At 39.7% G+C, this 26,459-nt stretch carries 23 protein-coding genes, 1 riboswitch and 1 other annotated feature (1 of these 25 cut by a window edge); of the genes, 20 read left to right on the forward strand and 3 right to left on the reverse strand.

Features of this window, described 5'->3' with window-relative positions; genetic code table 11:
• Nucleotides 1–51 (forward strand) — a binding site (T-box leader); it begins 185 nt to the left of the window's first position.
• Between the two features lie 54 nt (nt 52–105).
• Together pheS and pheT are read left to right on the forward strand one after the other, a co-directional pair.
• Entirely contained in the window at nt 106–1,140 is a 1,035-nt protein-coding gene (gene pheS / locus AC1VNJ_RS00795) for a phenylalanine--tRNA ligase subunit alpha (protein ID WP_014458064.1), read from the forward strand.
• A 13-nt stretch (nt 1,141–1,153) separates the two neighbouring features.
• Complete coding sequence (gene pheT / locus AC1VNJ_RS00800) at nt 1,154–3,568, forward strand: phenylalanine--tRNA ligase subunit beta (protein WP_028411765.1); 2,415 nt, start codon at nt 1,154–1,156, stop codon at nt 3,566–3,568.
• A gap of 33 nt (nt 3,569–3,601) precedes the next feature.
• On the opposite strand, the gene rnhC is transcribed toward pheT, so the two are convergent.
• Nucleotides 3,602–4,516: a ribonuclease HIII gene (gene rnhC, locus AC1VNJ_RS00805; RefSeq protein WP_482640244.1), complete on the reverse strand. Its 915-nt coding sequence runs from the start codon at nt 4,514–4,516 to the stop codon at nt 3,602–3,604.
• Between the two features lie 143 nt (nt 4,517–4,659).
• On the opposite strand from rnhC, the gene zapA reads away from it, so the two are divergent.
• The 5 genes from zapA to AC1VNJ_RS00830 all read left to right on the forward strand — a co-directional run bounded on the left by zapA (nt 4,660) and on the right by AC1VNJ_RS00830 (nt 10,356).
• Entirely contained in the window at nt 4,660–4,920 is a 261-nt protein-coding gene (zapA, locus tag AC1VNJ_RS00810; RefSeq protein WP_013059415.1) for a cell division protein ZapA, read from the forward strand.
• Entirely contained in the window at nt 4,917–5,474 is a 558-nt protein-coding gene (locus tag AC1VNJ_RS00815) for a CvpA family protein (protein ID WP_482640245.1), read from the forward strand. Before zapA ends, AC1VNJ_RS00815 begins: the two co-directional genes overlap by 4 nt.
• 197 nt (nt 5,475–5,671) lie before the next feature.
• Nucleotides 5,672–7,384, forward strand: coding sequence for a DNA polymerase/3'-5' exonuclease PolX (gene polX, locus AC1VNJ_RS00820; protein WP_482640246.1), 1,713 nt, complete (start codon nt 5,672–5,674; stop codon nt 7,382–7,384).
• A 19-nt stretch (nt 7,385–7,403) separates the two neighbouring features.
• On the forward strand, nt 7,404–9,767 hold the full coding sequence (locus tag AC1VNJ_RS00825; RefSeq protein ID WP_482640247.1) for an endonuclease MutS2: 2,364 nt from the start codon (nt 7,404–7,406) through the stop codon (nt 9,765–9,767).
• A 181-nt stretch (nt 9,768–9,948) separates the two neighbouring features.
• On the forward strand, nt 9,949–10,356 hold the full coding sequence (locus tag AC1VNJ_RS00830; RefSeq protein WP_013059411.1) for a DUF350 domain-containing protein: 408 nt from the start codon (nt 9,949–9,951) through the stop codon (nt 10,354–10,356).
• A gap of 151 nt (nt 10,357–10,507) precedes the next feature.
• Here AC1VNJ_RS00830 and AC1VNJ_RS00835 read toward each other — a convergent pair whose 3' ends face one another.
• On the reverse strand, nt 10,508–11,614 hold the full coding sequence (locus tag AC1VNJ_RS00835) for a 5-methyltetrahydropteroyltriglutamate--homocysteine S-methyltransferase (protein WP_028411761.1): 1,107 nt from the start codon (nt 11,612–11,614) through the stop codon (nt 10,508–10,510).
• A 218-nt stretch (nt 11,615–11,832) separates the two neighbouring features.
• On the opposite strand from AC1VNJ_RS00835, the gene AC1VNJ_RS00840 reads away from it, so the two are divergent.
• From AC1VNJ_RS00840 to AC1VNJ_RS00875, 8 genes are all read left to right on the forward strand, one after another.
• Entirely contained in the window at nt 11,833–13,524 is a 1,692-nt protein-coding gene (locus AC1VNJ_RS00840) for an AMP-binding protein (protein WP_098626995.1), read from the forward strand.
• A gap of 112 nt (nt 13,525–13,636) precedes the next feature.
• On the forward strand, nt 13,637–14,221 hold the full coding sequence (locus AC1VNJ_RS00845) for a TetR/AcrR family transcriptional regulator (RefSeq protein WP_013059408.1): 585 nt from the start codon (nt 13,637–13,639) through the stop codon (nt 14,219–14,221).
• 79 nt (nt 14,222–14,300) lie between these two features.
• Nucleotides 14,301–15,074: an enoyl-CoA hydratase gene (locus tag AC1VNJ_RS00850; RefSeq protein WP_028411759.1), complete on the forward strand. Its 774-nt coding sequence runs from the start codon at nt 14,301–14,303 to the stop codon at nt 15,072–15,074.
• Between the two features lie 18 nt (nt 15,075–15,092).
• Nucleotides 15,093–15,866: an electron transfer flavoprotein subunit beta/FixA family protein gene (locus AC1VNJ_RS00855; RefSeq protein ID WP_016765685.1), complete on the forward strand. Its 774-nt coding sequence runs from the start codon at nt 15,093–15,095 to the stop codon at nt 15,864–15,866.
• Nucleotides 15,867–15,899: 33 nt separating this feature from the next.
• On the forward strand, nt 15,900–16,880 hold the full coding sequence (locus tag AC1VNJ_RS00860) for an electron transfer flavoprotein subunit alpha/FixB family protein (RefSeq protein ID WP_033579632.1): 981 nt from the start codon (nt 15,900–15,902) through the stop codon (nt 16,878–16,880).
• 408 nt (nt 16,881–17,288) lie between these two features.
• Entirely contained in the window at nt 17,289–17,603 is a 315-nt protein-coding gene (gene trxA / locus AC1VNJ_RS00865) for a thioredoxin (protein WP_013059404.1), read from the forward strand.
• Nucleotides 17,604–17,826: 223 nt separating this feature from the next.
• Nucleotides 17,827–19,593 carry an excinuclease ABC subunit UvrC gene (gene uvrC, locus AC1VNJ_RS00870; RefSeq protein WP_482640248.1) on the forward strand — a complete coding sequence of 589 codons (1,767 nt, stop codon included), beginning with the start codon at nt 17,827–17,829 and terminating at the stop codon, nt 19,591–19,593.
• 65 nt (nt 19,594–19,658) lie between these two features.
• Nucleotides 19,659–19,836: riboswitch (Lysine riboswitch) on the forward strand.
• Between the two features lie 141 nt (nt 19,837–19,977).
• Nucleotides 19,978–21,210 (forward strand): aspartate kinase, encoded by a 1,233-nt coding sequence (locus AC1VNJ_RS00875; RefSeq protein ID WP_047749793.1) that lies wholly within the window; start codon nt 19,978–19,980, stop codon nt 21,208–21,210.
• A 51-nt stretch (nt 21,211–21,261) separates the two neighbouring features.
• On the opposite strand, the gene AC1VNJ_RS00880 is transcribed toward AC1VNJ_RS00875, so the two are convergent.
• On the reverse strand, nt 21,262–21,789 hold the full coding sequence (locus AC1VNJ_RS00880) for a YslB family protein (protein ID WP_328173576.1): 528 nt from the start codon (nt 21,787–21,789) through the stop codon (nt 21,262–21,264).
• A 489-nt stretch (nt 21,790–22,278) separates the two neighbouring features.
• On the opposite strand from AC1VNJ_RS00880, the gene AC1VNJ_RS00885 reads away from it, so the two are divergent.
• From AC1VNJ_RS00885 to gerE, 5 genes are all read left to right on the forward strand, one after another.
• A complete protein-coding gene (locus tag AC1VNJ_RS00885; RefSeq protein ID WP_028411754.1) occupies nt 22,279–22,887 on the forward strand; it encodes a succinate dehydrogenase cytochrome b558 subunit in 609 nt (202 codons plus the stop codon).
• 29 nt (nt 22,888–22,916) lie between these two features.
• The gene (gene sdhA / locus AC1VNJ_RS00890) at nt 22,917–24,704 is read left to right on the forward strand and encodes a succinate dehydrogenase flavoprotein subunit (protein WP_013059399.1); all 1,788 of its coding nucleotides are present in this window, start codon (nt 22,917–22,919) and stop codon (nt 24,702–24,704) included.
• 3 nt (nt 24,705–24,707) lie between these two features.
• Entirely contained in the window at nt 24,708–25,481 is a 774-nt protein-coding gene (gene sdhB / locus AC1VNJ_RS00895) for a succinate dehydrogenase iron-sulfur subunit (RefSeq protein WP_013059398.1), read from the forward strand.
• A 63-nt stretch (nt 25,482–25,544) separates the two neighbouring features.
• Entirely contained in the window at nt 25,545–25,994 is a 450-nt protein-coding gene (locus AC1VNJ_RS00900; protein ID WP_482640249.1) for an acyl-CoA thioesterase, read from the forward strand.
• A 174-nt stretch (nt 25,995–26,168) separates the two neighbouring features.
• Nucleotides 26,169–26,393, forward strand: coding sequence for a spore germination transcription factor GerE (gerE, locus tag AC1VNJ_RS00905; protein ID WP_013059396.1), 225 nt, complete (start codon nt 26,169–26,171; stop codon nt 26,391–26,393).
• Nucleotides 26,394–26,459: the final 66 nt, after the last annotated feature.

Genomic DNA, 26,459 nt, shown 5'->3' on the forward strand with positions numbered 1-26,459 from the left:
CTGTGTATATAGTTAACAAGGGTGGTAACGCGACTAATCCTCGTCCCTTTTTTGGGAGGAGGTTTTTTTATTTGTCATTTTTTACGTTAAAAGGAGGAATAAGTGATGAAAGAACGTTTACAAGAACTTCAACAAGAAGCAATTGCAAAAGTCGAAGCAGCAAGTGCTTTAAAAGAATTAAACGACGTACGCGTAGCTTATTTAGGAAAGAAAGGCCCTATCACAGAAGTACTTCGCGGTATGGGAAAACTTTCAGCTGAAGAGCGTCCTGTAATGGGAGCACTTGCAAATGAAGTACGTGAAGCGATTGCATCTAAAATTGAAGAAAAACAAACGGCGTTAGAAGCAGCCGAGGTAGAGCGTAAACTTGCTTCAGAAACAATTGACGTAACGCTGCCGGGACGCCCGGTTAAAGCAGGTACGCATCACCCGCTCACAAGCGTGGTTGAAGAAGTAGAAGATTTATTCTTAGGAATGGGCTATGAAGTAGCAGAGGGACCAGAAGTAGAGCAGGACTACTATAATTTCGAAGCGCTGAACTTGCCAAAAGGTCACCCAGCACGTGATATGCAAGATACGTTCTATATTACGGAAGAAACGCTTCTTCGTACGCATACATCAACTGTTCAAGCTCGTGTTATGAACAAGAATGAAGGCAAAGGACCTGTTAAAATTATTTGCCCAGGTAAAGTGTACCGCCGCGATGACGATGATGCTACGCATTCACATCAATTTATGCAAATTGAAGGTCTTGTAGTAGACGAAAACATTCGTATGAGCGATTTAAAAGGCACGCTTGAAGTATTTGTGAAAAAGATGTTCGGTGCAGACCGTGAAATTCGTCTTCGTCCAAGTTTCTTCCCATTCACTGAGCCGTCTGTAGAAGTAGACGTATCGTGTGCAAAATGTGGAGGTAAAGGCTGTAATGTATGTAAACAAACAGGCTGGATTGAAATTTTAGGAGCCGGTATGGTTCATCCAAATGTTCTTGAAATGGCTGGATACGATTCAACTAAATATCGTGGTTTTGCTTTTGGAATCGGTGTAGAGCGTATTGCTATGTTAAAACACGGCGTGGATGATATTCGTCATTTCTATACAAATGATGTTCGTTTCTTAGATCAATTTAAACAAGTATAAAGGAGGGACTACGATGTTTGTATCTTATCGTTGGTTACAAGAGTATGTTGACTTATCAGGCGTAACGGCAGAAGAGTTAGCTGATAAAATCACAAAAAGTGGAATTGAAGTTGAAGGTGTAGAAAACTTAAATAAAGGCATCAGCGGAGTGGTAATTGGTCACGTTGTAGAACGTGAACAGCATCCAAATGCGGATAAATTAAGCCGCTGTCAAGTAGATCTTGGCGGAGGAGAAATCGTTCAAATCGTGTGCGGAGCACCTAACGTGGCACAAGGTCAAAAAGTAGCGGTTGCAAAAGTGGGAGCTGTACTTCCAGGTAACTTTAAAATCAAGCGTGCTAAGCTTCGCGGTGAAGAATCGAACGGTATGATTTGTTCTCTTCAAGAGCTTGGCATTGAAAGCAAGCTTGTGGCAAAAGATTATCAAGAAGGCATCTTCGTCTTCCCAAGTGATGCTGAAGTAGGAGCGGATGCCCTAGATGCATTAAACTTAAACGATGAAGTATTAGAACTAGGGCTAACACCAAATCGTTCAGACTGCTTAAGTATGTTAGGTGTAGCACATGAGGTGGCTGCTATTTTACGTCGTGAAGTGAAGTATCCGTCAGTAAACGTGCAAACGTCTGATGAGCAAGCAGCTGATTATATTTCCGTTAAAGTAGAGGCAAAAGAAGACAATCCCCTTTACGTAGCGCGCGTTGTGAAAAACGTAAAAATTGCTCCGTCACCATTATGGATGCAAACGCGTTTAATGGCAGCTGGTATTCGACCTCATAACAACGTTGTTGATATTACCAACTATATTTTGCTTGAATACGGCCAGCCGCTGCATGCTTTTGACTATGATCGTCTTGGTTCAAAAGAAATTGTTGTACGTCACGCGTCAGAAGGCGAGAAATTTGTAACGCTTGACGATCAAGAGCGCGTATTAAAAGGCAATCAGCTTGTTATTACAAACGGCAGTGAACCGGTAGCCCTTGCAGGTGTAATGGGGGGAGCAAACTCTGAAGTAAAAGACGATACGGTAAATGTTCTTATTGAATCAGCTTACTTCAAAGGTTTAACAGTTCGTCAAGCTTCCAAAGACCACGGTCTTCGCAGTGAGGCAAGTGCTCGTTTTGAAAAAGGAATTGATCCTAACCGTACGCGTGTAGCTGCTGACCGCGCAGCAGAATTAATGGCTGAATACGCTTCAGGTGAAGTGGTAAGCGGTACTGTAGAAGTAGATACACTAACTGTGGAACCTGCTGTTGTAGCTGTGTCACTTGGACGTATTAACAATGTGCTTGGTACAGAACTGTCGATGGAAGAAGTACAAGATATTATGAATCGTCTTCAATTTGAAAGCAAAGTCGAAGATGAAACAATCGTTGTAACGGTACCGACTCGTCGAGGCGATATTACAATTGAAGAAGATATCGTGGAGGAAGTAGCGCGCATGTATGGCTATGACAACCTTCCTACAACGCTTCCTGTAACAGTGGCAACTCCAGGAAAATTAACAGAGTATCAGCTTGGACGCCGTAAAGTTCGCCGTTTCTTAGAGGGAGCAGGGCTAGCGCAAACAACAACCTATTCGTTAACGAGCGCTGAAAAAGCTACTCAGTTTGCACTCAATGCAACAAGTACGATTGGTTTAGCAATGCCGATGAGTGAAGATCGCAGCATCCTTCGTCAAAGCTTAGTACCTCATTTACTTGAAGCAGTGAAGCACAATAATGCTCGTCAATCGGATTCTATTGCGCTATACGAAACAGGCTCAGTGTTCTTATCTAAAGGTGAAGGGGAATTACCGGATGAGCAGGAGCGCGTAGCTGGTGCAATCACGGGTCTATGGCATGCTCACGGCTGGCAAGGTGAAAAGAAAGTCGTTGATTTCTATGTGATTAAAGGTGTACTAGAAGGGTTATTTGCACAGCTTGGTTTAGAGAAACGAATCTCATATGCTCCCGTTAAAAAAGACGGTATGCACCCTGGACGTACAGCGGCTGTATGGTTAGATGAAAAAGAAATTGGATACGTGGGTCAAGTTCATCCTGTTGCTCAGAAACAGTATGGCCTTCGTGAAACATACGTGTTTGAATTACACCTTCAAGAGCTATTAGCTGCAGATGTCGAAGAAGTTCGTTATTCAGCTATTCCAAGATTCCCATCTATTACACGTGATATTGCACTTGTTGTAGATAAAAACGTTCTTGCAGGAGAAGTTCAGCGCGTCATCTATACGACGGGCGGAGAACTTTTAAAAGACGTGACAGTATTTGATCTATATGAAGGCGAGCGTATGGAAGAAGGCAAGAAATCTGTAGCTTTCTCTTTACGTTACTTAGATCCTGAACGTACATTAACAGATGAAGAAGTAGCAAAAGCACATGGTGCAGTTTTAGAAGCTGTTGAAAAAGAATTTGGTGCAACGCTTCGTTCATAAGAATAAAAAAAGAGATGTGGATTTCCACATCTCTTATTTTTTAGCTAATTTTAAAGCTTTTTCTGTATTAGCAAAATGGATTTTAGCTAAAGAGTTCAGCGCACTGACGCCATGTTTTTTAATAATTTTAGCAGCGGCGATATCAACTTGTGCTCCAGCTCCGCGAGGAATGACCATCCCCGTCTTTTCCGTTAGTAAATCCATTTGTTTTAAAAATGCGTATCTGGCAATAATGGAAGCAGCGGCTACAGATAAATGAACGCTTTCTCCTTTTGTACTGAAAAAGACATTTTCTTTGATAATCTCTTTTTCCTTTACGATGTGTTTATAATAGGTGTTTTTTTCAACAAACTGGTCAATTAAAATCGCATCAGGTTTTTCAGAATCCAATTTTTTTAACACGTTGGATAAAGCTTTGTTGTGCAACAGAGCTTTCATTTTACCTTGTGACATGCCTTTTTCTTGAAATGCATTATACTTTTCGTTATGTAAGACAAGCAAACTGTAAGGAATAAACGAAACAAGCTGCTTGGCAATTTCAATGATTTTAGCATCCGTTAACTCTTTTGAATCTCGTACTCCTAATTCTTTTAACAAAGGAAGCTGCTCTTTTTGAACATAGGCAGCAACTACGGTCATGGGACCAAAATAATCTCCCGTTCCTACTTCATCAGAACCAATGACCGATAGTGAACTGAAGTTTGATGGGAGATGTGAGACGGGAGCCTTTTTAGAAGCATCTAAAGGACCTCCCCACTTAGCTGCTTCTGTTTCAGCTTCTTTTCCTTGAAAAAGTACTTTTCCAGAGCGGTATGCAGTGATAGAACAGCCGGGAGTTTTAGCCGAAAAAATACTTCCCTGCGGCAATTTAGGCTGCAAATAGGATGTGTAATGAAGCTTCATTTTAGCTATCTGATCAGCTGATACCTTAATAACAGCATGTGACATAATGCTTCACTCCTTTCGGGGTATTTTAGTTTACTTTATAAGCACTATCCCTTATGATAGCTTAAATATAGATATGTTTCCATTGAAGTCTTCTTCGTGGTATGATAGGGATTAGGATTTTTCGTGGAACGGAGGATTTTCTCGTGTCAAGACAAGATAAAACACGTGCGACAGTTGACATCTTTGGTCAGCAGTACAGCATCGTCGGTAGCGAAAGTACAAGCCATATTCGACTTGTCGCCTCTATAGTGGATGAAAAAATGCGTGAAATCAGTACTAAAAACCCTTCTTTAGATATCAATAAATTAGCAGTATTAACAGCTGTGAATGCTGTACACGAATATATAAAACTGAAAGAAGACTATGAGAGACTTGAACAAAAACTTTATGGAAAAGAGGAATGACTGAGTCAATGCTTAATATCATTTTAATTATATTGCTTCTTTTAGGCTTTGTAACAGGTCTTAAAAGAGGATTTATTTTGCAACTCATTCATATTGTCAGTTTTGCGGTTTCGTTTATCGTCGCTTATATGTTTAGTGGAGATTTTGCAAGCCGACTTCGCTTGTTGATTCCGTTTCCAGACAATATTCAGCAGCAAAGTGTCGCATCGTTTGTATTTGATTCTGGAACGATAGAAGACGCTTTTTATCGAATGATTGCATTTGCGATTTTATTTTTTGCTACTCACATTGTACTTCGCCTTGCAGGCTCTGTTTTAACGGCTTTAACGGAACTGCCAATTCTGCGCCAGTTAAATAAATGGGGCGGAGGTGCACTTGGATTCGTTGAAGTGTATATCATCGTTTTTATTTTGTTATACATTGGAGCCGTGATTCCTGTAAGTGAAATTCAAACGCCAATTCAACAGTCTTCGATTGCAATCAATATCGTACAAAATACTCCATACTTATCGTCTGCCATTCAAGATTTGTGGACTCAGTATGGTGTAATGTAATGAAATTACAATAGCTTGTTGAGAGGGTGTGTCGAAAGTGTCATAATACTTTTGAGATACCCTCTTTTTTTATCGCAGTCTGTTCTGCGGTTTTCACGGAGATAAAAGTATGTCTAGATAAAAATTTGAGAGAGTACATATGTCACTCATCATGTTTTGAAAGTTTCGTTATTATGATAATAGGCTGGTGAAAAGAGATGAATAAAAAGGATATTATTAAATTGTTAGAAACAATTGCTACATATATGGAATTAAAAGGAGATAACCCTTTTAAAATTTCTGCTTTTCGAAAAGCAGCTGCAGCGCTAGAAACGGACGAGAGAACGCTGACAGAGATTGAGGATTTTACCAAGCTCCAAGGGATTGGTAAAGGAACGGCTGCAGTTATTACAGAGTATATGGAAACAAATGAGTCAAGCGTACTAGAAGAACTAAAGCAAGAAGTTCCTGAAGGACTTATTCCTCTGCTTAAGCTGCCGGGGCTTGGAGGTAAAAAAATCGCTAAATTATATAAAGAGCTAGATATTAAAGACATGGAATCACTGCATCAGGCCTGTATGGAAAATCGAGTGCAGGGACTAAGCGGTTTTGGTAAAAAGACGGAAGAGAAAATTATCGCTGCTATTGAAGAGTTTGGGAAACGTCCTGATCGTTTGCCTCTTGCTTTTATGCTTCCAATAGCGGAAGAAATTTTAGAAGCCCTTAAACATATGCATAGCATTGAGCGTTTTTCTCAAGCAGGGAGCATTCGCCGCATGAGAGAAACTGTAAAAGATCTTGATTTTATTATTTCAACAGCTGAGCCTCATGCTGTCCGTGAACAGCTAGTATCGTTGCCAAATGTGAAGGATGTCATTGCAAATGGAGATACAAAAGTATCGGTAACGTTAGCCTATGAGTACGATGTGTCCGTGGATTTTCGTCTTGTAGAAGATAAAGCGTTTGCCACGACGCTTCATCATTTTACAGGATCAAAAGATCATAATGTGCGCATGCGTCAATTAGCAAAAGAACGCGGTGAAAAAATTAGCGAGTATGGCGTTGAAAATGCGGAGACAGGCGAAGTTATGACATTTGAGTCTGAACAGGCATTCTATGAACATTTTGGGCTGTCTTTTATTCCGCCGGAACTTCGTGAAGATGGAACGGAAGTAGATGCATTTATAAAACCTCAAACGCTTGTGACCTACGGTGCGGTAAAAGGTGATTTGCATATGCACTCCACGTGGAGCGACGGAGCGTATTCAATTGAAGAAATGGCGGAAGCATGTCGCGCGCGAGGCTATGAATACATGGCGATTACAGACCACTCTCAGTATTTAAAAGTAGCTAACGGTCTAACGCCTGAACGCATTCGCAAACAGCGTGAAGAAATTAATCGTTTAAACGCACAGTTCGATGATTTTACAATACTAGCAGGAATTGAAATGGATATTTTGCCCGATACAACACTTGATTATGATGATGAAATGCTAGCTGAGCTAGATTTTGTTATTGCGTCCATTCACTCTAGTTTTTCACAATCACGCGAAGAAATTATGAATCGTTTAAAGCAAGCGTTAAATAATGTTCATGTAGATTTAATCGCTCATCCGACCGGTCGTTTGATTGGTCGCCGCAACGGATATGATGTAGATATTGATATGCTAATTGAATTAGCTAAGGAAACAAAAACGGCTCTTGAACTAAACGCGAATCCAAACCGTTTAGATTTAGCCGCTGAGCACATAAAAAAAGCACAAGAGGCAGGAGTTAAAATTGCAATTAATACAGATGCTCACAATCTAGACATGCTAGAGCATATGGAAATTGGAATATCTACGGGAATTAAAGGCTGGCTTAAACCAGAAACGGTATTAAATACGTATAGCCTCAAAGAATTAACCGCCTTTTTAAATCGACATAAATAAGCAACAGGAGGAATCAGTTTTGCAATCACGTATTTTCCATGTACTAGAGTTTAATAAAGTTAAGGAACAGCTTCAGAAAAAAGTAGCTTCTTCTTTAGGCCGAGAAAAAGTAGCGAATTTGATTCCCTCGACTCAGTATGAAGAAGTAGTCAAATGGCAGGAAGCAACAGATGAAGCTACAACCGTGCTGCGATTGCGTGGCAACGTACCGCTAGGAGGCATCTTTGACGTTCGACCTAGCGTAAAGCGCGCTGAAATTGGAGGAACGCTAAGCTCTAATGAACTTCTTGATGTAGCAAGTACTATTTATGCTGCAAGACAAGTCAAGCAATTTATCGAGCAAGTAGTAGAAGACGAAGATTTACAGCTTCCAATTATAACTGAACATATCGAAAAACTAATGCCTCTTCCTGAGGTAGAACAAACAATTAAAATGAGCATTGATGAGAATGGCACAGTACTAGACGGTGCAAGCGACCAGCTAAGAGGCATTCGTCAAAAACTTCGCTCGACGGAGTCTCGTATTCGCGAAAAGCTAGAAAGTCTTATTCGCTCCTCGTCTGCTCAGAAAATGTTGTCAGATGCGATTGTTACCATTCGAAACGAACGTTTCGTTATTCCTGTTAAGCAAGAATATCGCAGTGCGTATGGAGGCATTGTGCACGATCAGTCTTCATCTGGAGCAACGTTATTTATTGAGCCACAGGCGATTGTGACGTTAAATAATGAGCTTCAAGAAGCAAAAGTAAAAGAAAAACAAGAAATTGAGCGTATTCTTATTGCTCTAACCGTTCAGGTAGCGGAAGTGGCAAATGAACTCCGTCAAAACGTTTATTTGTTAGGTGAGCTGGACTTCATGTTTGCTAAAGGGCGCTATAGCCATGAGCTAAAAGCTTCAAAACCTAAAATGAACGATCGAGGCTATATTAAGTTAGTGAAGGCAAAACATCCTCTTATTGCACAGGAAGATGTCGTTGCAAATGATATTGAGCTAGGTGATCAATATACGTCTATCGTTATTACAGGACCAAATACCGGCGGTAAAACCGTAACGTTAAAAACACTTGGGTTATTCACATTAATGGCTCAAGCAGGTTTGCAGATTCCTGCGCTGGATGGATCGGAAATGGCTGTGTTTAAACACGTATTTGCTGATATTGGAGATGAGCAGTCCATTGAACAAAGTCTGAGTACCTTTTCATCTCATATGGTCAACATTGTAGATATTTTACAAAAAGTAGATCATGAAAGTCTGGTCTTGTTCGATGAATTGGGAGCCGGAACAGATCCCCAAGAAGGTGCAGCGCTTGCGATTTCGATTTTAGATCAAGTATATGAAAGAGGCGCTCGCGTAGTTGCGACTACTCACTATCCTGAATTAAAAGCGTACGGCTATAACCGTGAAGGAGTGGTCAATGCTAGCGTAGAGTTCGATATTGAAACATTGAGCCCTACTTACAAGCTGCTGATTGGTGTACCGGGTCGAAGCAATGCTTTTGAAATTTCAAAACGTTTAGGTTTAAGTGCAGAAGTAATTGAACGTGCCAAAGGCTATATTGGCTCAGAAACAAATAAAGTAGAAAATATGATCGCTTCTCTTGAAGATAGCCGCCGTCAATCTGAACATGAGCTAGAAGAAGCTGAACAGCTAAGAAAAGAGGCTCAGAAGCTTCATAAAGAATTACAGAGTCAGATTATTGAGTTTAATGAAAAACGAGATAAGCTGTACGAAAAAGCTGAAGAAAAAGCTCAAGCCACAGTTCAAGCAGCATCTGAAGAAGCAGAGAAAATCATTAGCGATTTGCGTAAAATGAGTCAAAAAAATCATGCGCTTGTAAAAGAGCATGAATTGATTGAAGCACGTAAGCGTCTAGAAGATGCAGTTCCAACTCTTGAAAAAAGTAAAAAGAAACCGGCTGTGCCGAAAAAACAAGAGCGCACTCTTCAAGCTGGAGATGAAGTGAAAGTCTTAAGCTGGGGACAAAAAGGAACGCTTGTGGAACGAGTAAGTAATAATGAATGGCAAGTGCAAATGGGAATCATGAAAATGAAGGTGAAAGAAAAAGATCTCGAATATATTAGTTCCCCAAAACCTGTAGAAACAAAGCCGCTTGCTACGATAAAAGGAAAAGATTATCATGTAAATCTAGAACTGGATTTAAGAGGAGAGCGCTATGAAAATGCGCTGATTCGAGTTGAAAAATATATTGATGATGCTTTGTTAGCCAACTATCCGCGCGTTTCGATTATCCACGGTAAAGGAACCGGAGCTCTTCGTAAAGGTGTACAGGAATATTTGAAAAATCATCGTTCTGTTAAAAATATTCGTTTCGGAGAAGCTTCTGAAGGAGGTTCTGGCGTTACGGTTGTGGAATTTAAGTAAAAGAATGCTGAGATAAAGGTGTCAGTCGATGCGCTGAACAAGCATATATGAAGATGGAAAATCCGACATGGCTCATGAACTATGTTGGGTTTTCTATCTCTTTTAAGAACGATGCAAGTAAAGGAAAGAGACCTGTCAGTTCATTACGTGGAGTGTAATATAAATTAGGAGTGATGCAAAAATGAGGGATTTTTGGAAAGACCCGTATATTGAATCCGCCGCTTATTACAGCGTGGTTGTCTTGAGCATTGTCGTCTTTCTTGTTGTGTTTGAGCTCGTTACTAAATATAAGAATTGGGAAGAGATTCAAAAAGGAAATATGGCTGTTGCGATGGCAACAGGTGGGAAAATATTTGGATTAGCTAATATTTTTCGCTATTCAATTGAGCATAACGACAATTTGTTAAGAATGCTTGGATGGGGAATATATGGGTTTGTTCTTTTACTAGTCAGCTATTTTATTTTCGAATTTTTGACGCCGAAATTTCGAATCGATGATGAAATTGAACAAGATAACAGAGCCGTTGGGTTTATTTCACTTGTTATTTCAATCGGTATGTCCTATGTAATAGGAGCAGGGATAGGATAGGAGAGAGTCATGGAGAAGTTAGCGAAAATTTTACTCATTTTATGCGGAGTGTTTATGCTTATTGGTCTTATCTATTTATCTATATAGCTTTTCCTAACATGGTGATGACAGCAAAAAAGCTGGCCTTAAAGCAGGTCAGCTTTTTTAATGATTACTTCCATACATCTTCAGCAATTGAAATCACGTGCTTTACTTTATCCCACTGCTGTTCTTCAGTTAGTAAATTTCCTTCTTCTGTAGAAGCAAATCCGCACTGGGGACTCAAACAAATTTGATCAAGAGAAACAAATTCTGCCGCTTCAGCAATTCGTTTTTTCACTGCTTCAGGATCTTCTAAATCTCCAAATTTTGATGTGATAAGACCAAGGACAATCTGAAGGTCATTTCGCTTTACATGTCGAAGAGGTTCGAATCCTCCTGAGCGTTCATCATCAAATTCTAAAAATAGTCCATCTACGTTTAACTGACTGAAAATAGCTTTTGACGCATTTTCATATCCGCCGCTTGCTGTATAAGTAGACTGGAAATTCCCTCTGCAAATATGCATTGTAATAACCATATCATCTGGCTTATGCGCAATGGATTCATTGATCGCATCCGTAAAACGTTTCAGTAATTCTTGGGGCGTAAATCCTTTTGACGCGATTTGTTCTTGTCCTTTTTCTGAGAAAAAGACCGCCCACGCAGTATCATCTAACTGTAAATAGCGGCATCCAGCATCATAAAATGCTTGAATGGCTTTTTGATATGTTTTAACTAAATCAGCAAAAAATACATCCGTATCCGAGTAAGCAGACTCTTCAATATGACCTCTGAAAAACAGCATATTGGGACTTGGAATGGTGAACTTAGCCACGTGTTCTTTTCCGGCCGCTTGATGAAGAAATTTATAATCTTCAATCATAGGGTGGTGATTAAAATCTAGTTTTCCAGTAACTTTTATACCGTGAGCTTTTGTTTGGACCCCGTGAAACTGAATTCCCGACTCTGCTTCGTAAAGTTCTACCCCCACAAGTTCTGATAGAAAATCAAAGTGCCACCACGCACGGCGAAACTCACCGTCTGTTATGGCTTTTAATCCAATTTGTTTTTGCTTTTCTACGAGCTTACTAATTTCTTCATCTTCAATTGCTCGAAGCTGTTTCTTTGTCATTTCCCCGTTTTCTACCTGTAATCGTGCTTGCTTGATACGCTCAGGACGCAAAAAGCTTCCAACGTGATCTGCTTTGAACGGTCCTTTAGTCAATGTTGTTATCAATTCATACAGCTCCTTAAAAAAAATCTAATTTTTATTATATACAAAAAATTCGGATAATGTACAGGGATAAATCCAATTTTTATTTATTACGCTGCAGGATGAAAGAGTGATTAGACAGGAAAGAGAACATTCAATAACGATTGCATCTAAAAAAAGAATGAACTATAATTTTAATTAGAAAATTCTAATTTTTTATTTTTTTGAGGGAGAGGATACGTGTGGAATCCACCGAAAAGATATGGCTTTCTCAATACCCAGAGGAAATATCTGCTACGCTTCATTATGAGCAAAAAAATTTAGCACAGCTTTTTGAAGAAGCAGTTCAAAAAGCCCCTAAAAAAAACGCAATCTATTTTCTAGGGAAAAAAATGACGTTTTCCCAACTGCATCAAGATTCTTTGAAACTGTCATCTTACCTTATTGAACTGGGATTAAAAAAAGGGGATAGAGTAGCCATTATGCTTCCAAATTGCCCTCAAGCTGTCATTTCCTTTTATGCTGTTCTTCTTGCCGGAGGAGTAGTCGTTCAAACAAACCCTTTGTATACGGAAAGGGAGTTAGAGTATCAGCTGAATGATTCAGAAGCGACCATGATTATTGCACTCGATTTGCTATATCCGCGTGTAGTAAAAATGAAAGCGTTAACAAGTGTAAAACACGTAGTCATCACCTCTATTCAAGACTATCTCCCATTTCCCAAAAACATAATCTATCCATTTATTCAGCGCAAACAGCAGAAGATAAGCGTGGATGTGAGTCATACGGAGACTACTCATTTATTTAAACGCATTATAAGTGAATCCTCTCCAGCAGTATGTAATGCTGAGGGAATTTCAGACGAAGATATCGCGATTTTACAATACACCGGGGGAACAACAGGTTTTCCAAAAGGAGTCATGCTTACTCATAAAAACTTGGTAGCCAATGCAACGATGTGTTCACATTGGTTATACCGCTGCAAGCATGGAGAAGAAAAAGTGCTTGGAATTATCCCGTTTTTTCATGTGTATGGTTTAACAACGGTTCTGGTTCTATCGGTTTTGCAAAACTACGAGATGGTGCTTCTGCCTAAATTTGATGCAAAAACGACGCTCAAAACCATTCATAAGCAACAGCCTACTTTATTTCCAGGTGCTCCGACAATTTACATCGCATTATTAAACCATCCTGATTTAGCAAAATACAACCTATCTTCTATTGATTCATGTATGAGCGGTTCGGCTCCTCTTCCTGTGGAAGTGCAGGAGCAGTTTGAAAAGCTCACTGGAGGTAAACTAGTGGAAGGATATGGATTGACGGAAACCTCTCCTGTTACTCATGCTAATTTTCTTTGGAAAGAGAGAATTCCAGGAAGCATTGGAGTGCCTTGGCCAGACACAGATGCCAAAATTCTCTCGTTTGAAACAGGTAAAGAAGCTGCTGTAAGCGAAGTAGGAGAAATTGCGGTTAAAGGTCCTCAGGTCATGAAAGGATATTGGAAGCAGCCTGAAGAAACGGAGGCTGTTATGCGAGACGGGTGGTTGCTAACAGGTGATGTTGGCTATATGGATGATAAAGGTTATTTTTATGTAGTAGATCGAAAGAAAGATATTATTATTGCCGGGGGATATAATATCTATCCTCGAGAAGTTGAAGAAGTATTATATGAGCATGAAAAAATTCAAGAAGCTGTAGTGGTAGGTGTTCCTGACCCATATAGAGGAGAAACAGTGAAGGCTTACATTGTATTAAAAAATGGTGTAAGATGTACTGAAGAAGAGTTAAATGAGTTTTCTAGAAAGTATTTAGCTGCTTATAAAGTTCCGCGCCTTTATGAATTTCGAAATGAGCTTCCAAAAACAGCGGTCGGGAAGATTCTGCGACGAGCGCTGATTGAAGAAGAAAATGAAAAGCATAAAAAGGCGACGTAATCGATCGTCGCCTTTGATTTTTTTGCTGAAACATAATTGACAGATACTTGCGGTTTCTTTATTATAAAGATATGAATGAATAATCATTCATATTTTAAAGGAGCGTATAAGATTGAGAAGAAATAAGCCAAAGTATAAGCAGATTATCGATGCAGCTGTAGTAGTAATAGCAGAAAACGGATACCACAATGCTCAGGTTTCTAAAATTGCTAAGCAGGCTGGAGTTGCAGACGGTACGATATATTTATATTTTAAAAACAAAGAAGATGTCTTGATTTCCTTATTTCAAGAGAAGATGGGACAGTTTGTAGAAAAAATTTATGAAGAACTGGCGGGAATTGAAACTGCGGCAGAAAAACTTCACGTATTAATTGACAAGCATTTTTCGTTTCTAGCGGAGGATCATCATTTAGCTACAGTGACACAGCTTGAACTGCGTCAATCGAACAAAGATTTAAGATTGAAAATTAACGATGTATTAAAAGATTATCTGACTCTCATTGATTCTATTTTACAGACAGGAATCGAAACGGGTGAGTTTTCTGAAAATATAGATATTCGCCTTGCGCGACAGATGATTTTTGGAACGATTGATGAAACTGTCACAACATGGGTAATGAACGATCATCGATATGGTCTAATAGAATCGGTAGATAAAGTCCATTCCCTGCTGTTAAACGGCTGCAGCGGCTCATAATCGTAAGTGAGCCTGCTGCTCCCTTGCGAGGGGAGAAGCGCAAGGTAATGAAAATAGAAAGAAAGGGTGGGGGAAACAAATGGAGATTATCCAGGTTGAAACTGTTGATGCAATAAGCTTCATTACGTTGAATAGACAACCTGCTAACGCTTTGTCTCAAGATTTATTAAAAGATCTTTCAAGTGTTTTAAAACATTTAGAAGATAGCAAAGAGACAAGGGTTATCGTCATTAAAGGCGAAGGGAAATTCTTTTGTGCTGGAGCTGATATAAAAGAGTTTACATCACTGCAGCAGGAAAAAGATTACGAGAAACTTGCTGTTAACGGCCAAGAGCTCTTTGAGTATATTGAAAATTACCCAAAACCAGTTATTGCAGCTATTCATGGAGCTGCTTTAGGCGGAGGATTAGAGCTTGCTATGAGCTGCCATATCCGTTTGGTAACAGAAAATGCTAAGCTGGGCTTGCCTGAACTTCAGTTAGGAATTATACCAGGGTTTGGAGGAACTCAGCGATTGCCTCGTTATGTAGGGGTTCATAAGGCTTGTGAGATGATGCTGACAAGTGATCCAATATCGGGCAGCGAGGCAGTGGAGTTAGGATTGGCAAACGCAGCTTTTGAAGAAAGTCAGCTTATCAATGAAACATTTTTACTTGCTAGAAAAATTGCCAAAAAAAGCCCAATCTCTGTTAAAGCTACCTTGCAGCTGCTTCAACATGTAAAAACAGATGCTTATTACAGCGGCATCAAAAAAGAAGCACAGTTTTTTGGAAGCGTATTCAAAAGCCGTGATGCTCAAGAAGGCGTAGCCGCTTTTATTGAAAAGCGCCAGCCTAAATTTTTAGGAAAATAAGCTTAGGAGGGGAATTGAATGAATATTTATGTGTTAGTAAAAAGAACGTTCGATACAGAGGAGAAACTTTCACTAAAAAATGGTCAAATTGTTGAAGATGGAGCTGAATTTATTATTAATCCTTACGATGAGTATGCAGTTGAAGAGGCTATTCAGCTAAAGGAAAAGCATGGCGGAGAGATTACGGTCGTGAGTGTAGGAGGGGAAGAATCAGAAAAAGAACTCCGAACAGCTTTGGCTATGGGAGCAGATAAAGCGGTTTTAATCAATACGGAAGATGACATAGAAGATGGCGATCAGTACACGACTTCTAGGCTGCTGGCACAGTACTTAAAAGAGCAATCTCCTGATTTAATCTTAGCAGGAAACGTAGCGATTGACGGAGGTTCAGGCCAGGTGGGACCGCGCGTAGCAGAACAGTTAGAAATCCCTTATATTACAACGATTACAAAGCTGGATATTGAAGGTGAAAAAGTGACGGTTGTACGCGATGTGGAAGGAGATTCGGAAGTTATTGAAACGTCGCTTCCTCTTTTAGTAACAGCTCAGCAGGGACTTAATGAGCCTCGCTATCCATCTCTTCCAGGGATTATGAAAGCGAAGAAGAAACCGTTGGTTGAAGTGGAATTAGACGATTTAGATTTAGATGAAGATGATGTAGAAGCAAAAACAAAGACAATTGAAATTTATTTACCTCCGAAAAAAGACGCGGGGCGCGTATTACAAGGAGATATAAAAGATCAAGTAACAGAGCTGGTCAATTTACTGCATAAGGAAGCAAAAGTCATTTAATAAGTCAAAAGTCAAAACAATGGGGGTATTGTAATGGGACGCAAAGTGTTAGTTCTTGGAGAAGCACGTGATGGGGGATTACGAAACGTATCGTTTGAAGCGATTTCCGCAGCGTCTACTGTAGCTGACGGGGGAGAAATTATTGCAGCGTTAGTAGGAAAGGACGTAAAATCTTTAAGTGAAGAACTTATTGCATACGGAGCAGATAAAGTTGTTGTGACGGAGCATGAAGATTTAGCTGCTTACACATCGGATGGTTACGCTCAGGCATTATTAGCCATCATTGAAAGTGAACAGCCTGAAGCTATCGTATTTGGGCATACGGCTCTTGGCAAAGATCTAGCGCCAAAACTGGCAGCTCGCTTAGATAAAGGACTTATCTCGGATGTGACGGATGTAGAAGTGGGAGGGGATCAAGTAGTCTTCACTCGCCCAATTTATTCTGGTAAAGCATTTGAGAAGAAAATCATGACCGATGCTTTTACGTTTGTCACGATTCGTCCAAATAATATTTCACCGCTTGCAAAAGATGAGGGGCGTACAGGTGATGTAGAGGATTTAAATGTTGAAATCAAAAACCTGCGTACTGTTGTAAAAGAAGTCGTACGCAAAGCAACGCAAGGGGTTGATTTGTCCGAAGCAAAAGTCGTGATTGCAGGTGGTCGAGGTGTAAAAAGTACGGAAGGTTTTGGACCTCTCCAAGAACTAGCGGACGTGTTAAATGGAGCTGTTGGAGCGTCTCGCGGAGCGTGCGATGCAGATTACTGCGACTATTCTCTTCAAATCGGTCAGACGGGCAAAGTAGTCACACCAGATTTATACATTGCCTGCGGAATTTCAGGTGCTATTCAGCATTTGGCAGGTATGTCAAATTCAAAAATTATTGTTGCAATCAATAAAGATCCTGAAGCGAATATTTTTAAAGTAGCTGACTACGGAATCGTTGGAGATTTATTTGAAGTAGTGCCTCTGCTAACGGAAGAATTTAAAAAGCTGAAAGTACAGTCTGCGTAAGATTCTCGGACAAAATTATTTGAGACGAAGTGAAGAACGAACCGTTGATCAAGATTTTTGATTAGTGGTTCGTTTTTTTGTTAGGGTAAACGCAGGGTAGGTCTTTCTAGCAGGTGATTGGAGGGCAAGGCGAAGACTCCTGCTAGAAAAGCGAAGTCTTGCATGGAAATCAACTGCGGTGTCGCAAGCGGTTCAACCCATGTATACTATTTGTTCGTCTTTGGATTCATTTAGTCAGGTCTCAGCCTCATGGGAAACGAAATTTTCTACGCATATTTTTAGGCAAATTGTACAAACTAGAGCGGAGAATAGACAGTATAAATGTAAGCAAAAAGTTAGCAAACCTTATTTGAAGGTGATATACTGTGAGTAGAATTTGGATATTGCATATATTTAGGAGGAATTAAAATGGCTATTGCACATGCTACAGATAAAAACTTTACAGATGAAATTAAATCAGGCCTAGTGCTTGTTGACTTTTGGGCACCATGGTGTGGCCCTTGTAAAATGATTGCTCCAGTTCTTGAAGAAATTGATGGCGAACTTAACGATAAAGTTAAAATCGTAAAAGTAGACGTTGATGAAAATCAAGAAACAGCTGGAAAATTTGGTGTTATGAGTATCCCAACTTTAGTATTATTCAAAGATGGAGAGAAAGTTGATCAAGTAGTTGGTTTCCAACCAAAAGAAGCATTAACAGAATTAATTAATAAACACGCGTAAGTCAAAACCTAGCTCAGGCTAGGTTTTTTTCTTTTTCTCCACTTTTTCTCTTTTGGGAATACTTTTATTTAGCGAATATGCGTTCGTTTGTTTTATACTAGATGTAAGGAACACCGCCATAAATCCAGCTTATGTACATGTATTAAGACAGGAAAGAATGTAGGTTACGCTTCATAAGCGATTGTATAGATGGACAGAGTAAGAGAAGAGGAAGGAGAAAAGTATGAACGATTATTTAAAAGAAAAGCTGGCTATTTTACCGGATCAGCCCGGCTGTTACTTGATGAAAGATAAATATGGAACGGTCATTTACGTAGGAAAAGCAAAAGTATTAAAAAATCGAGTACGTTCCTACTTTACCGGATCTCATGACGGAAAGACGCTTCGACTTGTAAACGACATTGTCGACTTTGAATATATCGTCACATCTTCTAATTTAGAAGCGCTTATTTTAGAAATGAATTTAATTAAAAAGCATGACCCAAAATACAATATTATGCTTAAAGATGATAAGGGCTATCCGTTTATTAAGATTACAGCTGAAAAACAGCCCCGACTTGTTATTACAAGAAAAATAAAAAAAGATAAAGGGAAATACTTCGGTCCTTATCCTAATGTTCAAGCAGCAAATGAAACAAAGCGGCTTCTTGATCGCATTTATCCGTTAAGAAAGTGCTCCACTATGCCAGATAGGCCTTGTTTGTATTACCATATCGGGCAATGTCTAGCTCCTTGCGTAAAAGAGGTAAAAGAAGAGCAAAACAAACAAATTATTGAAAATATCACGCGGTTTTTAAATGGTGGATATGAGCATGTCAAAACAGAGTTAACTGAAAAAATGTTAAAAGCTTCAGAAGAACTTGACTTTGAACGGGCTAAAGAATACCGAGATCAAATTGCTCATATCGAAGCGACAATGGAAAAGCAAAAAGTAACGTTTAATGATTTTGTTAATCGAGATGTGTTTGGCTATTCTTACGATAAAGGCTGGATGTGTGTTCAAGTTTTCTTTATTCGCCAAGGGAAATTAATTGAGCGAGAAGTTTCTATGTTTCCTTTTTATAAAGAGCCAGAAGAAGATTTCTTAACTTTTATCGGTCAGTTTTATGCCAAAAATATTAAGCCAAAAGAAGTGATGGTTCCAGCAACGATTGATGCAGAGTTAGCTGAGAAGTTAGTAGAAGTAGAGGTTCAGCATCCAAAGCGAGGCAAAAAGAAAGAATTAGTAGAACTTGCGTGTAAAAATGCAAAGATTGCGCTCGGTGAAAAATTCTATTTAATTGAACGAGATGAAGAGCGTACAGTTGGCGCAGTTGAACGGTTAGGAGAAGAGCTTGGAATTGCCGCTCCTTATCGGATTGAAGCATTTGATAACTCAAATATTCAAGGAACAGACCCAGTTTCTGCGATGATTGTTTTTGTTGATGGGAAACCGGAAAAGAAAGAATATCGCAAATATAAAATTAAGACCGTAAAGGGACCAGATGATTACAGTTCCATGAGGGAAGTCGTTCGCAGACGGTATTCCAGAGCGTTAAAAGAAGGCCTTCCGCTTCCGGATTTAATTGTTGTAGATGGAGGCAAAGGGCATTTAGCTGCAGTCCAGGACGTTCTCGAAAATGAATTGGGACTTTTAGTGCCTACAGCAGGTCTTGTTAAAGATGATAAACACAGAACCTCCAACCTGATGATTGGTGAGCCTCCTCAAATCATACCGCTTGAACGCAATAGTCAAGAATTTTATTTGCTTCAGCGAATCCAAGATGAAGTTCACCGCTTTGCAATCACCTTCCACCGTCAAGTGCGCTCTAAGTCCGCTTTTCAGTCAGTTCTAGACGACATTCCGGGAGTGGGAGAAAAGCGTAAAAAAGTTTTGTTAAAGCATTTTGGTTCGGTGAAAAAATTGAAAGAAGCAACGGTTGAAGATATACGAAATTCAGGTGTTCCTCAAAACATTGCTGAAAAAATTTATGAAACATTACAAAAATAGTCTTGAAATAATAGAAAATATTTGATAAGCTATTAACTAATTTCATACGACACTTCATCAAATGAAGTGAAGATAGAGGTGCAAATTTAATCAGTACGCATCAGGAAGGGTATGAGCCCTTATGAACGATGCGGAAAGGGAAATTTGCCGAAGTGAACATTACCTCATAGTAATGATTGCTGGTTCTGCGTTGAATAAACGTAGGATTGTCAAGATGTAGATTCTTGGAGAGCTATCTCACGGCAGTGGACGGTTATGTTTTATAATTTTCGTTCGTTAAGCAATGAGAGCTCATCTCATTGCTTTTTTTATTGTCTGAGTAAAAAAATTTAGCTTCTCATCATCCTGCATATGCAAATTTATTGAAAAGGAATGAACAAAATTATGGCATTAATCGTTCAAAAATTTGGTGGAACATCTGTTGGTTCTGTTGAACGTATTCAACATGTAGCAAACCGTGTTATTCAAGAAGCAGAGCGCGGTAACCAAGTAGTAGTTGTTGTATCGGCAATGGGCAAAACCACAGATGCACTGGTGAAATTAGCAAGTGATATTACGGACAGTCCAAGTAAACGCGAAATGGATATGCTTCTTACAACTGGAGAACAAGTAACGATTTCCCTGTTAACAATGGCTCTTCAATGCAAAGGTCATGAAGCCACTTCGCTAACAGGTTGGCAAGCTGGTATCCAGACGGAAGCAGTTCACAGCAATGCACGAATCCAGCACATTGACACGACTCGTATTCAAAGCCAATTAGATAGAGGTCGAATCGTAGTAGTAGCTGGATTCCAAGGCTGTTCAGAAGATGGAAGCATTACAACATTAGGTCGAGGCGGCTCTGACACGACGGCAGTAGCTCTTGCCGCGGCACTAAAAGCTGCAAAATGTGATATTTATACAGACGTAACAGGAGTGTTTACGACGGATCCGCGCTACGTAGAAGATGCTCGTAAACTTCATTCTATTTCATATGACGAAATGTTAGAATTAGCCAATTTAGGAGCAGGGGTGCTGCATCCGCGCGCTGTTGAGTTTGCAAAAAATTATCAGGTACCGCTAGAAGTGCGTTCAAGCTTAGAAAACGAGAATGGAACGATTGTTGAGGAGGAAGTTTCAATGGAACAAAACTTAGTCGTAAGAGGAATTGCGTTTGAAGATAATATTTCACGGGTGACAATTGAAGGGTTAAACAACGAGTTACAAACTCTTTCTACTATTTTTACAGCATTAGCAAAAGAACAGTTAAATGTGGATATTATTATTCAAAACGTAACGGCTAATAATCGCCTCTCTATCTCATTTTCTATTAAAACTGTAGATGTAGAAGCTGCTCTTGCCGTCTTAAAAGAGTATAAATCTACCTTGGGGTATACGCGTATTGAACATGAAAGCAGTCTGGCTAAAGTATCGATTGTGGGATCTGGCATGATATCTAATCCAGGTGTTGCAGCCGAAATGTTTGAAGTGCTGGCAGGAGAGAAAATTGAAGTGAAGATGGTCAGCACGTCTGAAATTAAAGTATCTACAGTTGTACCGCATGCTGATATGGTAAAAGCTGTTGAGACGCTTCACGTAGCATTTGAATTAGAAGAGCAGCAGGCAGTGCAAGTATAAAGAAAAGAAAAAAGACGTGGTATCTCCACGTCTTTTATATATACGTATTTCTTACTTTTTATAACGCTCCGCACGGGTTTCGGTAGGTAAGATATCTTTTCGGTCCCACTGCACGGAAATCAGCACTTTTCCGTTCTTTTCTTTAGGTGTTAAGTAGGCTTCTGTTAGGCAGTTGTTTTGACGCTGAATCTGTTCAGCCACAAACCCTGACTCAAGATGAAATGAACAAGTTTCCTGCTGAAATCTTTTGCTGACCACATCACCTGATAACTCAAGCTCTAGTGAATATTTATCTTTTTTGGCAAGCGTCAGTGTTCCCCAGGAAGCTGCTTTAAAAAATGCGACGATTTCATCCATTGTATTTAATGGATATTTACGCGCAAGGTGTTTTCCTGCCCAGTATGAGATGGTATTCATTTCGTCTCCAAGAAGCTCTGGAATTAACACGTCACGCAAAAGGCTGTATCCGAAATATGGAACGTGATCAAGAGCTCTCTCTGTTTCAGCTGCGGCATTAGGTTCTAATGTTTCCATCGTCTCTTCAAGTTCTTGCTGTGATTCTGTTTGTAAATTGCTCATGCTTTCCCCTCTTTCTTTACTACTATTATATACAAATCTAAAAAACCTCTCACGCATTTTTTTAATAAAATGTAAGAGGATCTTTATTATGGTAAAAAGAGTTAGATGTAAAGATAAAAAATCCATAAAATTACTTTTAAAAGGGTACTTTTACCTGTGTAAATGTTTTGTGAACTTGTTTACAATAAAAGTATAAAGTAAACGCTTACTTAACTGTGGCAAGCGATATTATAATAGAAAGAAAAAATCTTTAACATCAATGCAGTAAGCGTTAACAAATATAAAATTTTATAAATTTATATTTTATAGAAGATTTAAACATCTTGCCTTGACGCTCTTAATCGATGGGAGTAAAATTAACCTGTCACATACTTTATTAGGAAATGCAAAGGTTTTCATTTCCTGTATTCACGATTAATCTATTTGTCTAGTGGGAGTAAGAAAGTTCTTCACAAACTATGTTCATTTAACTAAGGGGGGTCTACGCAGATGGCGGCAAACAGAGAGTTTCAATATCGGAGAATCCATTCACTACTTGGAGTAATACCAATCGGGATTTTCTTAACACAGCATTTAGTTGTGAATCATTTCGCGACAAAGGGAGAAGAATCATTTAATCAAGCAGCTCACTTCATGGAGAGCTTACCTTTCCGCTATGCTCTAGAAATTTTCATTATTTTCTTACCAATCGTTTTTCACGCAATATACGGTCTTTACATCGCATTCACTGCTAAAACAAACGTTAACAACTATGGATTTTTCCGTAACTGGATGTTTATCCTTCAGCGTGTTTCAGGTGTAATCACACTTATCTTCATCACATGGCACGTATGGGAAACCAGAATACAAGCTGCGCTTGGAAAAGAAGTAGATTTTCAAATGATGGAACGAATTTTAAGCAACCCAGCAATGTTTGCATTCTACATAGTTGGTGTTGTATCTACGATCTTCCACTTTGCAAACGGTCTATGGTCATTTGGAGTTAGCTGGGGGTTAACTGTAACACCACGTTCTCAAAGAATTTCAACTTATGTGACATTAGCAATCTTCTTAGCACTTACATTCGTAGGTGTTCGTACATTATTCGCATTTGCATAAAATTAAGGTTTTGAAGGAGTGGGGTTCCGATGAGTAACGGAAAAATCATCGTAGTCGGTGGCGGTTTAGCTGGCTTGATGGCAACAATAAAAATTGCTGAGTCTGGCAAGCAAGTAGATTTATTTTCACTAGTTCCGGTAAAAAGATCTCACTCAGTTTGCGCGCAAGGTGGAATCAACGGAGCCGTAAATACGAAAGGTGAAGGAGATTCACCATGGGAACACTTTGATGACACAGTGTATGGCGGAGACTTTTTAGCCAACCAGCCACCTGTAAAAGCAATGTGTGAAGCAGCTCCTGGTATTATTCACTTACTTGACCGTATGGGTGTTATGTTTAACCGTACTCCTGAGGGTTTGTTAGACTTCAGACGATTTGGCGGAACGCAGCATCACCGTACGGCTTTTGCTGGAGCAACAACGGGTCAACAGTTATTGTACGCATTAGATGAGCAGGTTCGTCGCTATGAAGTTGCCGGACTTGTGACAAAGTACGAAGGATGGGAATTCTTAGGTGCTGTTCTTGATGATGAGCGCAGCTGTCGCGGAATTTCTGCACAGAATTTAAAATCAATGGAAATTAAAACGTTCCCAGCTGATGCGGTTATTATGGCTACAGGTGGACCTGGTATTGTCTTTGGAAAATCGACGAACTCAGTTATTAATACAGGTTCAGCGGCATCTATCGTGTATCAGCAAGGTGCATACTATTCAAACGGAGAGTTTATTCAAATTCATCCAACTGCTATCCCGGGAGATGATAAGCTTCGTCTTATGAGTGAATCTGCTCGTGGAGAAGGCGGACGCGTTTGGACATATAAAGACGGTAAACCTTGGTATTTCTTAGAGGAAAAATATCCGGCATACGGTAACTTAGTACCTCGTGATATTGCAACTCGTGAAATTTTTGACGTCTGCGTAGCGCAGAAGTTAGGAATTAACGGAGAGAACATGGTTTATCTGGACCTTTCACATAAAGATCCAAAAGAGCTAGACATTAAACTTGGAGGTATCATCGAAATCTATGAAAAATTCATGGGCGATGATCCGCGCAAAGTACCAATGAAGATTTTCCCAGCCGTACACTATTCAATGGGCGGTTTATGGGTGGATTACGATCAAATGACAAATATCCCTGGCTTGTTCGCAGCTGGTGAGTGTGATTATTCGCAGCACGGAGCGAACCGTTTAGGAGCAAACTCATTATTGTCAGCTATTTATGGCGGTATGGTTGCCGGTCCTAAAGCCGTTGAATACATCAATGGTTTAGAAAAGAGCGCAGATGCTATTTCTTCAAGCGTATATGATCGTCATGTGAAAGAAGAAGAAGAGAAATGGAACAATATCATGAATCTTCAAGGTACAGAAAATGCATACGTTCTTCATAAAGAGCTAGGGGAATGGATGACTGACAACGTGACAGTCGTACGATACAATGACAAACTGTTAAAAACAGATGAAAAGATTCAAGAATTAATTGAACGCTATGATCGTATTAACATTAATGACACGGCTAAATGGAGTAATCAAGCGGCAACATTTACTCGTCAGCTTCAAAACATGCTTCAGCTTTCACGTGTTGTAACGCTTGGAGCTTACAACCGTAACGAAAGTCGCGGTGCTCATTATAAGCCGGATTTCCCAGATCGTAACGATGAAGAATTCTTAAAAACAACAATGGCATCTTTCGTTGATAAGAAAACGGCTCCTTCTTTCCATTATGAAGAGGTAGACGTATCGTTAATCAAACCGCGTAAGCGCGACTACACAAAGAAAAAAGATGAAAAACCAAAAAAACAACAAGAGGGGGTTCGTTAATCAATGAGTGAACAACAAACAGTCCAAAAGACAGTGCGCTTCATTATTACACGTCAAGATTCAGCTGAATCTGCTCCTTACAATCAGGAGTTTGAAATTCCGTATCGTCCGAATATGAACGTTATTTCAGCACTGATGGAAATCAGACGTAACCCTGTTGATGCTTCAGGTAAAGAGGTTGCTCCGATAAACTGGGAAATGAACTGTTTAGAGGAAGTATGCGGAGCCTGTTCAATGGTTATCAACGGTAAACCTCGTCAGTCATGTACAGCTCTTGTTGATAAACTAGAACAGCCGATTCGCTTGCAGCCAATGAAAACATTCCCTGTTGTTCGTGACTTGCAGGTAGACCGCAGCCGTATGTTTGATTCACTGAAAAAAGTAAAAGCCTGGGTTCCGATCGATGGCACATACGATTTAGGACCAGGACCGCGTATGCCTGAAAAGAAACGTCAGTGGGCGTATGAGTTATCCAAGTGTATGACATGCGGCGTTTGCTTAGAAGCTTGTCCAAACGTAAACGACAAGTCAAACTTCATCGGTCCAGCACCGCTTTCTCAAGTTCGCTTGTTTAATGCCCATCCAACCGGTGCGTTAAATAAAGGAGAACGTTTAGAGACGATTATGGGTGATGGAGGGCTAGCGAACTGCGGGAACTCTCAAAACTGCGTTCAATCATGTCCAAAAGGAATTCCATTGACTACTTCAATCGCAGCTTTGAACCGCGACACAACCATTCAAGCATTCAGAAGTTTCTTTGGTAGCGATCAAGTATAACCACTCAAAACCTCTCCACGTGGAGAGGTTTTATTTTGTCTATGACGAACGGAGGAAATACAGATGAATAATATTTCGTATATTGAAGACATGGATCACTGGAAAGAGTCATTTTCGTTTAAGCAGAAAATCAAGGTAAGATTTTCGGAAACAGATATGTTTGGGCACTTAAATAATACGGTTCCTTTTGTTTATTTTGAACAAATACGTACGGAATTCTTTCACCATATTGGCTTTATGCAAAAGTGGACGAGTGAGTATGAGGGAACGATACCGGTGGTGGCTGATTTGCAGTGCGACTATGTCGAACAAGTGTATTTTGGCAACGTGCTAGCTGTTTTTGTAAAGGCCCATAAAATCGGACGTTCTTCGGTTGATTTACACTATATGATTCAAAATGAGCAAGGAGAGGTTGTACTCACGGGGAGAGGAACAATGGTGCAAATTTCTAAAGAAACAGGAAAAAGCGTGCCTTGGAATGAAGAGATGAAAAGGTGTTTATCGACTATATAAAAATGGCTTGAAGGCTCTTTCTTCAGGCTTTTTTTTTTTTTAAAAGGTAAAAAAGAGTTTTTTGCATATTTTTTCTAAAACTAGTAACCGCGTAGGCATACCGCACATAAGATATGTTGACTAAATTTACACCCATCCGATAGTTCAACTCAGGATCAGGCAAGGAGGGTTACATTGAAAGAAAAAGAGTTTCAACCTAAACCGCTACTTACAAAGCGTGAACGAGAAGTATTCGAGCTTTTAGTACAGGACAAAACAACAAAAGAAATCGCGAGTGAACTATTCATTAGCGAAAAAACAGTTCGAAATCATATTTCTAATGCGATGCAAAAGCTTGGAGTCAAGGGGCGTTCTCAAGCAGTCGTAGAACTCCTTCGAATGGGAGAACTTGAACTATAACATGAGCTGGCTTTCTTTTTAGAAAGCCAGCTTTTTGTATATTTTTTTAAGTATCGCATATGTATC

The organism is Priestia sp. 3CA3 (assembly GCF_056836725.1).

Coding starts and splice junctions, on each gene's coding strand:
- pheS (WP_014458064.1), top strand. CDS start 106: ATGAAAGAACGTTTACAAGAACTTCAACAAGAAGCAATTGCAAAAGTC.
- uvrC (WP_482640248.1), top strand. CDS start 17,827: ATGAACGATTATTTAAAAGAAAAGCTGGCTATTTTACCGGATCAGCCC.
- AC1VNJ_RS00885 (WP_028411754.1), top strand. CDS start 22,279: ATGGCGGCAAACAGAGAGTTTCAATATCGGAGAATCCATTCACTACTT.
- trxA (WP_013059404.1), top strand. CDS start 17,289: ATGGCTATTGCACATGCTACAGATAAAAACTTTACAGATGAAATTAAA.
- AC1VNJ_RS00855 (WP_016765685.1), top strand. CDS start 15,093: ATGAATATTTATGTGTTAGTAAAAAGAACGTTCGATACAGAGGAGAAA.
- AC1VNJ_RS00860 (WP_033579632.1), top strand. CDS start 15,900: ATGGGACGCAAAGTGTTAGTTCTTGGAGAAGCACGTGATGGGGGATTA.
- rnhC (WP_482640244.1), bottom strand. CDS start 4,516: ATGTCACATGCTGTTATTAAGGTATCAGCTGATCAGATAGCTAAAATG.
- AC1VNJ_RS00900 (WP_482640249.1), top strand. CDS start 25,545: ATGAATAATATTTCGTATATTGAAGACATGGATCACTGGAAAGAGTCA.
- AC1VNJ_RS00850 (WP_028411759.1), top strand. CDS start 14,301: ATGGAGATTATCCAGGTTGAAACTGTTGATGCAATAAGCTTCATTACG.
- AC1VNJ_RS00815 (WP_482640245.1), top strand. CDS start 4,917: ATGACTGAGTCAATGCTTAATATCATTTTAATTATATTGCTTCTTTTA.
- AC1VNJ_RS00875 (WP_047749793.1), top strand. CDS start 19,978: ATGGCATTAATCGTTCAAAAATTTGGTGGAACATCTGTTGGTTCTGTT.
- pheT (WP_028411765.1), top strand. CDS start 1,154: ATGTTTGTATCTTATCGTTGGTTACAAGAGTATGTTGACTTATCAGGC.
- AC1VNJ_RS00880 (WP_328173576.1), bottom strand. CDS start 21,789: ATGAGCAATTTACAAACAGAATCACAGCAAGAACTTGAAGAGACGATG.
- polX (WP_482640246.1), top strand. CDS start 5,672: ATGAATAAAAAGGATATTATTAAATTGTTAGAAACAATTGCTACATAT.
- AC1VNJ_RS00830 (WP_013059411.1), top strand. CDS start 9,949: ATGAGGGATTTTTGGAAAGACCCGTATATTGAATCCGCCGCTTATTAC.
- sdhA (WP_013059399.1), top strand. CDS start 22,917: ATGAGTAACGGAAAAATCATCGTAGTCGGTGGCGGTTTAGCTGGCTTG.
- sdhB (WP_013059398.1), top strand. CDS start 24,708: ATGAGTGAACAACAAACAGTCCAAAAGACAGTGCGCTTCATTATTACA.